Raw genomic sequence first — 15,728 nt, forward strand, 5'->3', positions numbered from 1 at the left:
CTTGCACCGTGCAGGCTTGTTTGCTATGCCTGTTTTTATTACAAACCGCTCTAATATCATAAATTTTATAGTTCTATACAACTCAATACAAATTCAAGTTTTATTTATTAGTTTCCGTGAGTACTCTAGTAAATATATTTCGACAAAATTCTTGAAAAGCACCAGATACCAGGTTACTTAACAAGTTTCCATTTTGTACGTTTTATTAATTGTTTATTAGGTTCTGAGCTGCCAGAATTTTTAATATTATTATATACTTTTGCAAACAGATAATTACTTTCGTCATTTTGAGCATTCTTTCCAACATCCTCAAAAGCTGATTTAAATAATTCATGGTTGTTTATTGCAAAATTTTCTAAATAAGCTTTATTATAAGTTATATTTTTATCTCCAGTGCCTTCAAAAGTTATATTGCCATCACATATAATTGTCCCTGTAAAATTAACTTCTCCAGCAATTATAATATTACCTTTTGCTATTATTACTCCACTAGTTGATGTATCCTTTGATATATCAACTATTTTAGAATTTTGATTTTTATCCTTTATAGTTTTAATTTCCTCCTCTGTCATTCCTTTACCTTGTATAAGATAAGTATTTACATCTTTATCTAACAAAATCAATTGACCATTGCTTGCTTTTTCTGTAGAAGTTAATTGTTCAAATTTAACATTTGTATCTATCGTTACTACTGGCTCAGTTTCTAGGTCCAAATCATAAAATTTATCGTTAACTAAAATATTCGCACCTGTAAGTTCGTCAATACTAACACTATTTAAATCTTCATAATCTATCATTCTTCCCATATAAAATAATTGATTTTTAAGCTGTATACTTTTAGCTTTTATTTCATTATCTTTTTCACCATTCCATGAACCTTCGCTTATTGGATTGTCATTATTTCCAGTTTTAAATATGCTTCCTGAGTGAATTACTTGGGCATCTTTATTTATTGTTATTCCCTCTCCCAAGTTTAATCCGCTATCCTTTGTAAATTGATTATAATACGCTTTAAAATATTCACTTTTATCAAAAGCATTTAATTCAGTGTTAGAGATTAATGGCACCTTTTCAATTGTCGCAATTTTATTAGACGGCGATGTTGAATCATATAATAAAATTGTTATATTTTCAATATACTCTTTATTATATAGCTTTAATGTATCAATTTTTTCATTATAAATACTCTGTCCTTGTTTAGCAATATTGAGTTTTTTACTTTCTTTGCCGTTGTATAATATACTAAATTTAGTAGCATTATTATAAGCCAATTGTCCTTTTGGTGTTAAATATACAGTGATATATCTTTTATTTTCTATTGTAGCTTGAACCAAATCATCATTAGCTATATTAGACTTATTATATTTAGTAACTAATGTTAGTGGGTCTAAATAATCAAATATAACATTACCTTCTTTAAACTTTGAATTTGAACTGCTTAGTGCCTCAGTATAAGCTCTATAATTACCTTTTATAGATATAGATTCTCCTGTTTGATATTTTATATTATTTGGTAAATCAATATAAGATGTACCTGCAATAAACAAGTTTTTACCTATAGTTAAAGTAGAGTTATTAATTAATTTTTTATTATTTTCATCTACTCTATTACCTATATCTTCTGTATTAATAATTATAGAGCTGGAATTATCGGGATTATTTCTTTCTCCCTCTGATCCATCTGACACCCCATAATATGAATCTTCTATTTCTACATGAGAGTTAGGAGCGTTAATTTCCAAATCATCTAATGTATATAGAGATTTTTTAATATTTAAGTTTACTCCCTTTGCTGTTTCATTAATTAAAAGATTTCTACAAAAAACATTTTGGTCTATAACCACATTTTTACTTTTATTCTCTTCGGTATAAGACAACACTAAATTCTTATTTGTTACAATATTTTTGTTAGAATATAATTTTGAATCTTTATTAGTTAAATCTATTCCTGAAGTTTCACTGTTACCATCTTTTCCTTTAACATAAATATCTCCATCTACGATATTCACCTTTCCACCATTAATTTTCATATCTCCATTAACCATTAATGCTTTAGACCATGCAGGATTTTTAGGTATTTTTACTATTTCAGTTGGCAAACTATATTGAACATTATAATGTGGTATTATCAATTGATAAGTAGCATTAATTTTCCTTTCAATGGAATTATGTTTGTATAAAGAAGTAATACTTATCTCTAATGGTTTATCATAAGTAAAATCAGCCGCTAAAGTATTCTTAATTTCAGCAGTTAAATTAATTTCATCTAGATTTTCATTAAGTTTTTTATCTAATATTTTATATTTTTTTAATTTATTTCTCAGTCTTACTATACTACCCTTACTTATATCAACATCTTCATCGTTTGTCTCTGCTATTGGTTCTATTCCATCCAAAACAAAGGCTTTATATCCTTTAACGTATTCATTTTTATCTATGATTTCAACAGTATATATGCGATTTTTCGCTTTATAACCCTCTTTAAATACTTCCTCTCTATCTGAATTTACCCTAGTATCATTTATGCTTCCATCTTTTTTAAAATAAGGACTTGAATATTTAGGATTATCTTTAGTTTCTTCACTTTTTCTTATTTTTTCAATTTCACTTTTTATTAAATCTTCAAAATTTTCGTCATATTTCTTCAATGCAAAATTTCCTTGCTCAATACCTTTTTGAGCAAATTGCCACATACTCTCATATGCCACATCAAGTCCTGCTTCTGAAGCATATAAACTCGTTTTTCTATTTTGTTCCACCGTTCTGAACTTATAACTACTAAACGCTAAGGAAATCATTGCTGTGCCTAAAATCATCAATATAGACATTACTATCAATATTAATACCATTGATGAACCTTTTTTACTACTTTTTAATTTCATAATTGTATTAGTGCAAGATTACCTACACGATTATATTATCTGTGTAGCTTCAAGCCTTCCGCCTTTCTTATTTATTAAGTTTAATCTTATTTATAAAACTTTAGAAGTTTTTACCTCTTGTAATAATACCTTTGTATTTTTTTTGCTATCATAATTCCATATTTCAATATTAATATTACATTTGCTTAGGATAGGATTTACATATTGATTACTTGTTGATAAAATTTCATTTTCTATTATAATGTCCTTTGCATCAATCCCCTCATTTTCTATAACATTATAAGTGAAATTAGAATTTGGATTTTTTGTGAGCTTAACCCTTAAACTTTCATCTTTATTTTCATTTTCAACATAAACATCTACTTTTACTTTACTACTACTTTTAAATGTTATATCTATTTTTTTTTGTATATCATGTGAATTAGCTGTATCAATAGGTTTGTTCACTATACCTTCACATATAGTTTCTTCACCTTGTTTAACATTACATTCTATCCGAGTCATATTTTCGTCAACTTTTTTATTAATTTTAATAATTGGATTAACCCCTTCTATATTAATGGTTTTACCTTCATAAAGTATTTTTTTAATATTGTCTTTAATTAAAACCTTATTATTCTCGTCTATAACTATATTTATTTCTGGTTCCGTTTTACTATCATTTATAGAATTATTATTAGTTGTAGTAATATCATATTTTATTTTTGTAACAATATTTTTATTCTGAGGTTTTTCTGATAGTGTATACAATTTAAATGGAGTTATATCCCCATTATCATTTTTCATTAGTTTTTTTAACTCATTATCATTATTTTCTACCAAACCAATTTTTAAAAAATCCAATAATTTTATATCTTCACTTTTTATATATTCCGTACACTGTTGTGCCAAACTAGTAGCAAATACTTTATCCTCACTACTTTTACTTATTTTCACCGTAGTTAAAGTCATAGATAGTATGGGAGTAATAATAATTCCTAAAATTGCTAAGCTGATTATAACTTCTATAAGAGTTATTCCTTTATTTTTTTTAAATTTCATGAATTATCACCACCTTCTTTTAGTTGATAATTGAAAGGTGAGAGTTTTCCTTCATCAAAAGATTTGTATAGTCAAATAAGCATAACACCTAAAAGGCCTATACTTATCTTTCTTGGTTAACTTCACCTTTTTCTGGTATAACGTTAACTCTTGGTCTTTCTTTATCATCACCTAATATTTTAACAAATACCTTTTTGCTTGTTCCATTAGAAATCTTTAAATTCACTCCTGACAAATCCTCTTTTGAATTTCTTTTATTTGAGTAAATAATTAAATTTATGCTATCTCCTATAGGTGAAAATTCTTCTCCAATATTATTACTTGTAGGATAAACATTGCTTGACGTATTATATTTGAAGTAGTACTTTCCTGAATTTTCTACAAGGTTAATTTTAACCTCTTCAATTCCGTCATTATCTCCATAAACATAAGTGCTTCTATTTGTATCCTTAACCTTACCAAGAATTACCGTAGGTAAATCTGAACTACTCGGTTTTGCTGTCATCTCAAAGTCAAAGGAAGATATACTTTTTCCAGCTGCCTTTATAATTGAAGCCGTTTCACTATTTACTGCTCCAATACTTACCCCAACAAAAGGATTCCCCTTCCCACTAGGTTCTTTATAATCCCACTTAAAATTATCATTACTATTAATTTTAGGAACACCATAAAACTCTAATATAAGATTTCCTGATAGACCACTGCCCTCACCTGCCGCTAGGTTTATGTTACTTACTATTATCTTTTTTTCATATTTCTCTACTTGCTCTATAAAACTTATAAGTTCATCATAGGTGCCTTTAAAATTAAGTGTAACTTGCATTTTATATACACCAATATACTTTGAATTATCAGCTTTCGCAGTAGATTTTTCTGTATTTGTGGTACTTGCTTGCACCTTACTATCCTTTGTTTTTTCACTATTATCATCTTTTTTATTAGTACCATTAAAGTCGCTTACCAACTTATCCAATTCATTAGCAGCCTTTTTGTTTTTATCTCCAGCTTTTGTACTAGAACCTTCAATTTTGCTCGTACTTTTGGCTGTGTCCTCACTATTAACTTCTGAGAAACCTAATACATCTGCTTGAAGATTACTGTCTTTAATCATTTTATCTAAAACCATTATGATTTTTTCCTGCTCTATGGATGGAAACAGCATATCTGTTTTACTGAAGATTTTAGCATTTAAAATTTTATATTCTTCATTTTTTTTATCTTTTGATGCAATTTTTGCTTTAACCTGTTCCCATTTTTGTGAATATGTATCTCTACTAATTTTCAACTCAGTTATCTTTCCATTTTGATTTGTATAAACAAATTTATAAAAACCATAACCTAACAACATTATTAATAAAACTCCTAGTAGCATTTGCTCCCTTCTAGTTACCTTCATTATTATCAACATCCTTTAAAGTACAATTTACACTAAAAGTTAATTTTTTATTTTCCTTAGATGATGCATTTATGCTAGCAATATGAACGTCTTTTACCACATCTAAATTTCTTAAAGTACGCTCAAATACTGCTATAGTTTCTCTATCTTTTCCTTCAGCTTGAAGTTGCACTCCGCTGACATCCAAAGCCATGACTTTATAATACACCCCTTCTGGAACGCAAGAATTTATTTTATTTATTAACTTACTACCTACAAAATCACTATTATTTATGCCATCACTAATATTAGATACTATGCCATAGTACTGGTTCATTATAGCTAATTTTTTTTCTTCATTTTCTATTTCTTTTAGCTTAACAAGATTATCTTTTAACCTTAAATTTTTCTGTATATCCACTATTTCTGAATTTAGCTTGCTTATCTTAAAGTAATTAAAGGCATAAGTAAAAGTAATGAATAAGACTAAACCTATAGATAAAATAGCAACATAATAATATTCTTTTTTATAATCTCTTTTATGCCCTGTATAAGGAGCAAAAAAGTTGAAATCCTTCATAAGTTTCACCTACCTCAATCTTATTATCGCTCCCATAGCGTTTAAGTATTTGCTTAACTCCCCATCTACATTAGATGAATCTACTTTAAATGGATCTGCTTTAGATTTGTCTACTATTTTAGAACAGTTTACATTGCTTAAGCTCTTTATTTTAGTAACAGGTAAGTTCAATACATCTTTTATAAATGTTTCTACACCTTTAATATTTGAACTTCCTCCATAAATATATATTTTGTCTACTTTATTTCCTTGTTCTTTAGTTTTATAATAATTAAGCATTCTTTCTATTTCTTGAATCCAATTTCTTACTTGTGCCTTTACAATATCGTTTACAGTGGAATTTTGCATATCCCCCGAAGATTCTCTTTCTAAATTACAACCTTCAATCTTTTGCAGCTCTGCCTCTTCCTCTGAAATAGATAGTTGCTTAGCAATATCTATATCTATATGAGAACCCCCATAATTAATTATTCTAGTAAACTGCACATTTCCAGCTGAAATAATATTTACATTTATAAAATCATAACCTAAATCTATAACTGCAACAGTATCTTCTAAACTGTAATTTTCATCGTTAACTTTTATATCGTAAGTAAATAATTTATTAATGCTATTTGAACTAATATCTAATGCTACTGCATTACCCTTTAATTCCTTTACTAAATTGTAATATCCCTCTGCCATGATTTTAGGATACACAACTACTGTAATTTTTGCCTGTTTTACACCCTCGTCTTCAAATTCTTCTAATATTTTATATTGCATTATATAATCATCAAACATAATTGGTAAATATCTTTCCATCTGAAACTTAATTATAGCGTCCATATCTTCCTTTTTAGCTACTGGAATATCAATGTCTCTAGTTATAACTGTGGTACTTTTTGACGTGATAATAATGTTCTTACATTTTATATTTTCTTTTTGTAAAACATCTAAAATTTCACTTTTAAATTTAGTAATATCTAAAATATTTCCATCATTATAGCATCCTGCTGGAGTGGGCATAGTGATAGCTTTTTCTATGATAACATTTTTTTTACTTTGAGATCCTAGAACTATTTTTGTGTTTTTTGAACCTATGTCTAGAGATAAAACTTTTGAGTTGAACATTGGTGGTCACCTCTTTTTTAGTTTATTTAGTCGAAATGTTTAATATAGACTTCCAGTTCTTGTTATGTGCCCTGAGGTGGTAACAAGAACTAGAAGTTGTTATTCGTTATTTTCCACGTGGTAAATTTTTGCTCTTTCTCTGAGGTGCTAGGATATGACTGGAAGTCATATCCTAGCTACTGTGTAATCACGAAATCTTCTTTATTAGTACCAGGGAGTGTAACGACAATAACATTTGCAGCATAAACGACTGTCATACTGCCAGCATATTTAACCGATGTATTGACTGCACTAAAGGTAGCAGGTAACAAAGCTGCCATCCCAGTAGCTGCTGGTTGAATAAGTGCTGTTTTTGCTTTATCATCTAAGGTAGAATTTGCTCTTGCAATAACAGTTGCAGCTGCATTTGCTACTGTTTTCGCCTTTGCTTCATCTGCTGTTTGCCTTGCATTTTCTTGAAAACCTGTCAATCTTGGAACAGCAATCGCAGCTAAAATACCAATGATTGCAATAACAACTATAAGCTCAATCAACGTAAACCCCTTTTTCTTTTTTTTCTTCATTAAATCCATTTTCATTAATAAATCCCCCTTTAACTTATTAAAATATATAATAATGATTTAACTGTAAAATAAATCAAATCATATACTAACAAAATTTCAGTGTGGGTTTAATTACCCCTTTTGAAATCCTTAACATGAAGCACCGAAGGTTATGATTTAACTATTACTGAACAGTCTTAGTCATATCAAACATCGGCAACATCATAGCAATAACTATAAATCCAATTAAAACCCCCATAATTATTATCATAAGTGGCTCTATCATTGTAGTCATTCTTTTCAGTGCTGCTTCTAATTCTTCATCATAAAAATTTGCAGTCTTGTCCAATATGTCATCTAGTGACCCTGACTCCTCGCCTATTTTTATCATGGAGTGTAACATTACAGGAAATATTGTTGTTTCTCCTAAGGCTTCACCTAAAGATACGCCTTTAAGCACTTTTTCTTTAACTTGTCCTAAGTTTTTTTCTGCTACTTTATTTCCAACTACTTTTTGTACTACATCTAGGGCTTGTACCAAAGATACGCCACTGGCAAGTACTGTAGCTAGTGTTCTGGTAAATCTAGAAACTATTACTTTTTCTGTAGTATCTTTAATTATTGGTAATTTTAATTTCAATCCATCTAGTGATAATCTACCTACTGGGGTTTTAGCATAGGTTTTCATACCATAAATTCCTCCACCTATAACTACAAGTAAAATGTACCATTTAGTTCGTATAAATTTACTTAACCCCATAACTATCCTGGTGGGTACTGGCAGTTCTACCCCTGAACCTTCAAACATTCCTACGAAGGTGGGCATTATAAATGTTAAGAGGAAAACTACTACTACCACGGATAACCCTGCAAGCACCATTGGATAAACCATAGCGCTCTTAAGCTGATTGTTTATTTTATTCTCTTTTTCAAAATGAGATGCCATTCTGCTCATTATTATATCCAGATTACCACTGACTTCGCCTGTGTTAATCATATTTACAAGTAAATCGGGAAACACATCATTATGCTTTCCAAGTGCCTCTGAAAGAGAGATACCCTTCTGGACATCATCATATGCTTCATTTAAGCATTTCTTTAATTTTTTATTTGCAGTTTGGTTTCTTAAAACATTTAATGCATTAGAAATATTAGCACCTGCATTTATCATGGTGTGAAACTGTCTACAGAAAATGTATAAGTCCTTTGTTTTGACTTTTGAAAAAGATTCAAATAAATCCTGCTGCTCACGTTCTAATACTTCTTTGATTTCTATAGGATAGTAACTATTATCCTCTATCATGGCTAACACTTCATTTTTACTATTAGCCTTAAAGGTTCCTTCTATTTTCTCACCTTTTTGATTCATAACTTTATACTTAAATGTAATCACGTGCTCACCCCCCTATTCCTTCAAAAATGCTATCTTAACCAATTCCTCTATAGTTGTCATCCCCTTTAGCACTAAATCGATGCAGGATGTTTTTAGGGTTTTCATCCCATTTTCTATGCTTATATCTTTTATTTCATCTATACTAGCGTTACGCATAATGTACTCTCTGTGTTTACGAGTTACTTCCATTATTTCGTATACACCTATTCTTCCTGAGTATCCGCTGCTATTGCAGTGTCCACAGCCTTTGCCTTTGTAAAGCAATAATTCTTCTGCTGAGTGAATACCTAAAACTTCTTTATCAAAATCAGTGGCTACGAAATTTTCACTGCACATTGGACATATTTTTTTCACAAGTCTTTGTGATATAATTCCTGCTATAGCACTAGCTACTAGGTAAGGTTGTATATCCATATCTATAAGCCTTACAATTGCTGAAGGTGCATCGCTAGTGTGTATGGTACTAAGTACTATATGCCCTGTTATAGCTGCTCTTACAGCAATTTCTGCTGTCTCATTGTCCCTTATCTCACCTATCATAACAACATCAGGGTCTTGTCTTAAAATTGACCTTAAACCTGATGCAAAAGTTAGTCCTGCTTTTGCATTTACGTTTACTTGGTTTATACCATCTACTACGTACTCTACAGGGTCTTCTACTGTTATAATATTTTTACTGTTATCATTGAGTTCACTTAATAATGTATATAGTGTAGTGGATTTTCCACTACCCGTAGGTCCTGTAACCAAAATTATTCCGTATGGGTTTTTAAGTATTCTTTCTGCTTTTTCTAAGTCGTCTTCGTTCATACCTAGTTTTTCCTTGCCTACTAGGAAGTTTTCTCTATCTAGCACCCGGATAACAATCTTTTCACCGTTAATTGTTGGCAAAGTAGATACCCGCAGATCTACCTTCTTATTATCTACAACTGTTAAAATTCTACCGTCCTGCGGAATTCTCTTCTCTGCAATATTTAATTCTGCAAGTATTTTTATACGAGTTATAAAAGCGTTATATATATCTTTATTGTATTTAGATATCTCTTTTAAAGTTCCGTCTATTCTAAATCTTATTTTTATGTTATTTTCAAAAGGTTCTATATGAATATCACTAGCTTTTAGCTTTATTGCATCACTTATTATAGAATCAACAAGTCTAACTGCTGGAGCGCTTTTTATATCATCTAATTGCGCTTTATTTTCTTCCTTACCTTCATTTGTTCCTTGAGCTTTTGATAAATCCGCGGCAGCTTTCTTGGCATTTTGACTAGCATAATATATATCAATTGTATTTTTAATATCTTTTGTTGATGCAATATATATTTTAACGTCAAAACCTGAAGATATTTTAACATCGTCTATTGCAAATATATTTAGTGGATCAGACATGGCAATCTTTAGTTTATTGTCTTCCATGCCAAAAGCAACTAAGTTGTATTTTTTTGAAATACTTTCTGGAACACATTGAGCAATTTTTTGCTCAATGTGTTCCATATCTAGATATACTCTATTTATACATAATTGTTGTTCTAGAACTTCTAATATATCCTCTTCACTTAAAATACCATCTTCAATAAGAATTTCTCCTAGCCTTTTACCTGAGCCTTGCTGCTGCATTAACACTTTTTTAAGTTGTTCTGGAGCTATCTTTCTAGATTCTACTAATAAATCTCCCAATCTTTTTTTTGCTACAATCTTCATTAGTTATGCTCCTTTATAAAAAAATACTCTTTCTATTTAGTACATTTGAAATATTTCTATATGCCAACTATATTTATAATATTTTACCTTTTTTGCTATAATTATTATTATTGTAATACGATTAACACATTATTACAACATTTTTTTAATATAATATATACTAAAATAAACATTATTTGTATTTTACCCTTAGTTCTCAAATTTCATTTATTTTCTTTAATTTTACTCATTTTCCAATTAAACTCTCCCTTCGTAATACATGTTTTTTATGCTCTTTACTAAACTAATTTTTTAATATTAGAACATAGGTTCTGTCGTTAAATAAAAAAGACTGTAATTAGATTTATAAATCAAATCTAATTACAGTCTTTTTTATTGCATGTTCATATACTTTTGTGTATTTGAGCGTTCTTGGGATTTTTACTTTCAAGAAAAAGAAATTTAAAGTATCTTGATAAAACATAAATAACAATTAAAACAGCTAGTACCTCTTGGAATTTAACCAAATATTTCAACATATATATTGGTTGTTTAATTTTAACTAGATACCCATTAAGTTGTTTCATAGCGACTGCGCTTATCACCATTGGAAAAGTGAAAGCAGAATAACTTGGGTAAAATTTAATTTTCAGCAACTTTGGTAAATAAGAAATCACCCCTAGAAACATTATAAAGGCTAACCCTCCTAAAAAACCTACTAAAAAATTATTTTTCACTGGAAAACATGCTAAATATCCAGCTAAACATAAACTAGCTGGAGCCGTAAATATCGCAATAGTTGGTAGTGCTGGCTCTTGGATCTCCTTAATAAAGAATGTCCTGTAAATCACAATAGGTAGCAAGCATAAATATAATATAAACCCAAACCAAAAAATACCTTTTCCAAGGCTAATGAGATTATAGGTAGGTGCAGTCATACTTGCTACCACAATACCAACATAAACTACAAAATAGCTAGGGAAAACTTTTTTTATGTCAAAGTTGAAAATAAACTTTATTGTAAAATAAATTATTAGGAAACAATGCATTAATAAGCCAAAAACCCAAACGCCAAAGGATATTGAAGGAGTATAGGGCTTTATATAGGTTGCCAAAATCATTAACCCCATAGTAAAAGTAGGTATTACGCTTGCAACAACCGGGTTTTTAAAAGAGTCTACTACTGCTTTTGTATCAAAAGCTATTTTAAATATAAGTAGCAATAATATTAATGCAGATAGAATCCCAAAGATGTTCCTATATATAGCACCATAAGATAATAATAGATTGCCAGTTGCAGCTATTGCTAACATAAGCCCTGCAATTGGTACTGGTGTTTTTTTAATTAAACTTTCCATTTTCCACCACCTTACTCATCAATATTTACAAGTCCCAGTTCTCTAACTATAATTTGTGCAGCTTTTTGGGCTATTTCTCCAGTAAATGAAATGCATTGTGCTTTATGTTCTCCAGACGCCATGTCCATTCCATGAGTAAGGACTTTACAACATAAGACTTTGTGATTATTTTTAAAACTTTCTTGTAATTCATTAGCAAGTTTAAGAGTATTTTGAACTTTAGAGCCTCCACCAGTTGTTCTACCAAAGAAATAACCTAAGCACATTACTCCACCTGATACAGCACCACAGACGCACTTTGATTTTCCTATTCCAATAGGAAATCCTGAAGCCATTGCAATCATCTCATCTGGCATTGGAATTTCAAAATTGCTTTTTATTGAGCTAACAATAGCCTCCGAGCAAAAATAATCACCTTTTCTGAATGACTCTTCTGCATCTCTTCTGATCTTTTTAATACTAACTTCATTTTTCATTTAATTGCCTCCTTTTTAATAAAGTAATCCATATAACACTATATATACAATATTACAGCAAGTCCAATAGATAATTGTAATGCATTAGCACTCATTTATATTCAAAACTGTTACAAACTTATACTTCTTATAAAAATAATAAAATTTCCCCATTGACAATAAACGAATGGTCGTTTATTATATAATTATTAGAGGTGATCCAATGAGAAGAAAAGATGACGGAAAAGAAAAGAGCATAAAAGAAGCAGTAATTAAGCTAATACTTCAGCAAGGTTTTCATGGTACTTCTATTTCAAAGATTGCCAAAGAAGCAGGGGTCTCCCCAGCTACCGTTTATGTTTATTATGAAAATAAAGAGGTAATGCTTCAAGATATATATATTGAGTACTCTGAAGAAATCTTTGATTATTTACTTAGCAGGCTTAGTGATGACATGGATGGACATCAACTTATTGAAATACTTACCCGAGGGTATTATACCTATATACAAGAACATGGAGAAATATTTCACTTTGTAGATCAATTTTCAAACTGCCCAGCCCTGTCTAGTCAATGCTCATCCCTAAAAGGCATAAATAATTTCAACGTACTGCTGGAAAATATGAAAGAGAAGAGAGTAATTAAAAATTTTAAAAATGATAATTTAATAGCTATAATTTTTTATCCAATAAAATCTATTGCTATTAAACAATGTATTGGAGAAGTTGAACAGGTGCAGCTCCTTGAGGAAATGATTACAATAATTCAAGATGCCCTGCTTATATAATTATAAAAGCGAGAAAATTTTGTAAAACTATTAATTGCAGAATATCTCGCTATTAATCAATAAATAATTAAACGAACATTCACTTATAAATATTATTAAAGAAAGGATGATTATAATGATGAACATAGATGCGAAAAATAAAGATGGGATGGTAATACCTGTATCGGACATAGTTTTATTACCAGGAATGGCTTATACTTTGAAGTTAAATAAGATTAGTGAAGAGGAACTTGAAAATTTAGCTAAGAAAGAACAATTTAGTATTGCATTACCTTTAAAACAAAACTTTAACCAAAGTCAGTTAACGCAAGAGGATTTTCATAAAGTTGGAGTTTCCTTTGATGTGAATGAAGTTGAAAAAACAGAAAGTGGATACCAATTAAAAATTAAAGTGTTGGATAGGGTAGAAGTTAAAGAACTTACTATAGGAACTGGGTTTACTCGTGTAGAATTTGAACTTGCACCTGATGTTATTGATCTTACAGAAACGAGTCAAGAAGAAATGCTTACTTATGTGAAAAAGGTTACTCGTGAAGTTAGTGAAAATTTCAAGGGCTCAGACCAATTCATGAAGATAGTAGATGAGCAAAAGGATTTAAATAAACTCATAGGTCATCTTACTCAATTTATGCCACTTTCCAATGAAGAAAAGTATGCGTTACTTGAAACTCAATCTTTAAAAGAGAGAAGCCTTAAATTTATGGATTATCTTTTAAAGCAGAAAGAATCTCTAAAATTGCAATTTGAGATGGCAGAAAAATTCACGCAAAAAGCCAACAAAAATTATAGAGAGTCAGTACTAAGAGAACAATTAAAAGCTATACAAAATGAATTGAATGAAGGAAAAAGTCAAGGTTCTAAAAAAGATAAAAATTATGCAAATAGGATTGAAGAGGCTCAAATGCCAGTTGAAATAAAAAATGCGGCCTTAGATGAACTTGAAAAGTTAGAAAGTCAAAGCGAAAATAGTTCTGAATATAATATTATACGTAACTATTTGGATCTATTAGTAAAACTTCCTTGGAAAAAAACTGAGCCTAAAGCTATTAATCTAGGACAAGCAAGACGTATCTTAGATGAGCAGCATTACGGACTTGAAAAGGTTAAAGATAGAATAATTCAACATTTAGCAGTTATGAAGCTTAAAAACGATAAAAAGGGTTCCATTTTATTACTAGTTGGACCTCCTGGTACTGGTAAGACAAGTTTAGGAAAAAGTATTGCAGCGGCTCTTGATAGGAAATATATAAGGCTTAGTTTAGGTGGCATACGTGATGAAGCTGAAATTCGAGGCCATAGAAGAACTTATATAGGTGCAATGCCTGGAAGAATTCTTCAAAGTATTAAAAAATCAGGAGAAATAAACCCAGTTATGGTTTTAGATGAAGTGGACAAGCTAATGTCAGGTTATAATGGAGACCCAGCCAGTGCACTACTTGAGGTACTAGATCCAGAGCAAAACAATAGTTTTACTGACCATTATTTGGATTTACCTTATGATTTGTCTGAGGTATTCTTTATAGCAACAGCTAACTCACTAGACAATATTCCTAGGCCTCTACTGGATAGAATGGAGATAATCCCAATATCTAGTTACACTATGAATGAAAAATTTCATATAGGTAAAAATCATTTAATACCTTCAGTACTTGAAGAACATGGATTAAATAATGACCAGTTAGTTATTGAAGATGAAGCACTAGAAAAAATAATTAGTGAGTACACTTTAGAAGCTGGAGTTCGCGGACTTAAAAAGCAAATAGCTACCTTAGCTAGAGTTACTTCAGAGAAAATCGTGTCAAATACGGTAGATTTACCATTTAAAGTTACAGTAGATGCACTAGATGACTTACTTGGAAGAAAAGTTTCAAGCCATGATAAAGCTCAAATGGATAATCCACCAGGAGTTGTAACAGGTCTAGCCTTTACATCTGTAGGAGGAGAAATACTTTTCATTGAAGCTACTGACATGCTAGGGACTGGACAAGTTACCTTAACTGGGCAACTAGGAGATGTTATGAAAGAATCCGCAAAGATTTCCTTAAGTCTCCTTAAATCAAGGTTACCAATTAACACTATAAACTTTAAGGAAAGAGATCTTCATATTCATGTTCCATCAGGATCTACTCCTAAAGATGGCCCCTCAGCTGGAATTACACTATTCACTGCACTTGCATCCCTTGTTACAGGCATAAAGGTGAATCCAAAGCTTGCAATGACAGGAGAAATAACTTTAAGAGGCGCAGTACTTCCAATTGGAGGACTTAAAGAAAAATTAATAGGAGCTCAAAGAGCTGGAATAACAAATATATTAATTCCAAAGGATAATTTAATTGACCTAAAGGATGTGCCCCAAGAAATTAAAAATCAATTAACTATTAAGACAGTAGAAACTGTAGAGGATGTACTTCGAGAGACTTTAGGAATATCATTACCTAGAGTAGAACATGTATTTAATCCTAAGACATCTACGGTGGGAACTTTTAACGTAAATCAAATGTAGTTAATATATATAACAATAA

At 30.2% G+C, this 15,728-nt stretch carries 12 protein-coding genes; 2 read left to right on the plus strand and 10 right to left on the minus strand.

All coding sequences use genetic code 11. The features are described from left to right. Positions 1–173: 173 nt before the first annotated feature. The 10 genes from Ctaglu_RS19480 to Ctaglu_RS19525 form a co-directional block, all read right to left on the minus strand. Positions 174–2,849: a hypothetical protein gene (locus Ctaglu_RS19480; RefSeq protein WP_207669504.1), complete on the minus strand. Its 2,676-nt coding sequence runs from the start codon at positions 2,847–2,849 to the stop codon at positions 174–176. 123 nt (positions 2,850–2,972) lie between these two features. Further along, the gene (locus Ctaglu_RS19485) at positions 2,973–3,923 is read right to left on the minus strand and encodes a type IV pilus modification PilV family protein (protein WP_125004837.1); all 951 of its coding nucleotides are present in this window, start codon (positions 3,921–3,923) and stop codon (positions 2,973–2,975) included. 103 nt (positions 3,924–4,026) lie between these two features. Further along, positions 4,027–5,319, minus strand: a complete 1,293-nt coding sequence (locus Ctaglu_RS19490; protein ID WP_125004839.1) for a hypothetical protein — start codon at positions 5,317–5,319, stop codon at positions 4,027–4,029. Then, entirely contained in the window at positions 5,306–5,878 is a 573-nt protein-coding gene (locus Ctaglu_RS19495) for a PilN domain-containing protein (protein WP_125004841.1), read from the minus strand. The genes Ctaglu_RS19490 and Ctaglu_RS19495 overlap by 14 nt, the downstream gene beginning before the upstream one ends. 9 nt (positions 5,879–5,887) lie before the next feature. Continuing rightward, positions 5,888–6,991, minus strand: coding sequence for a type IV pilus assembly protein PilM (gene pilM / locus Ctaglu_RS19500; protein WP_125004843.1), 1,104 nt, complete (start codon positions 6,989–6,991; stop codon positions 5,888–5,890). 176 nt (positions 6,992–7,167) lie between these two features. Then, complete coding sequence (locus Ctaglu_RS26405; RefSeq protein ID WP_125004845.1) at positions 7,168–7,569, minus strand: prepilin-type N-terminal cleavage/methylation domain-containing protein; 402 nt, start codon at positions 7,567–7,569, stop codon at positions 7,168–7,170. Positions 7,570–7,717: 148 nt separating this feature from the next. Continuing rightward, entirely contained in the window at positions 7,718–8,926 is a 1,209-nt protein-coding gene (locus tag Ctaglu_RS19510; RefSeq protein ID WP_125004847.1) for a type II secretion system F family protein, read from the minus strand. 12 nt (positions 8,927–8,938) lie between these two features. Continuing rightward, a complete protein-coding gene (locus tag Ctaglu_RS19515) occupies positions 8,939–10,627 on the minus strand; it encodes a GspE/PulE family protein (protein ID WP_125004849.1) in 1,689 nt (562 codons plus the stop codon). Between the two features lie 383 nt (positions 10,628–11,010). Continuing rightward, complete coding sequence (locus Ctaglu_RS19520; RefSeq protein WP_125004851.1) at positions 11,011–11,964, minus strand: TDT family transporter; 954 nt, start codon at positions 11,962–11,964, stop codon at positions 11,011–11,013. Positions 11,965–11,975: 11 nt separating this feature from the next. Further along, the gene (locus Ctaglu_RS19525; protein WP_125004853.1) at positions 11,976–12,440 is read right to left on the minus strand and encodes a C-GCAxxG-C-C family (seleno)protein; all 465 of its coding nucleotides are present in this window, start codon (positions 12,438–12,440) and stop codon (positions 11,976–11,978) included. Between the two features lie 202 nt (positions 12,441–12,642). Here Ctaglu_RS19525 and Ctaglu_RS19530 point away from each other — a divergent pair, with 202 nt between their 5' ends. Together Ctaglu_RS19530 and lon are read left to right on the plus strand one after the other, a co-directional pair. Continuing rightward, a complete protein-coding gene (locus Ctaglu_RS19530; protein WP_125004855.1) occupies positions 12,643–13,206 on the plus strand; it encodes a TetR/AcrR family transcriptional regulator in 564 nt (187 codons plus the stop codon). 115 nt (positions 13,207–13,321) lie between these two features. Beyond that, positions 13,322–15,709 carry an endopeptidase La gene (gene lon / locus Ctaglu_RS19535; protein ID WP_125004857.1) on the plus strand — a complete coding sequence of 796 codons (2,388 nt, stop codon included), beginning with the start codon at positions 13,322–13,324 and terminating at the stop codon, positions 15,707–15,709. The last annotated feature ends 19 nt before the right edge of the window (positions 15,710–15,728 follow it).

This window comes from Clostridium tagluense (assembly GCF_003865095.1).
Taxonomy (GTDB): domain Bacteria; phylum Bacillota; class Clostridia; order Clostridiales; family Clostridiaceae; genus Clostridium_AD; species Clostridium_AD tagluense.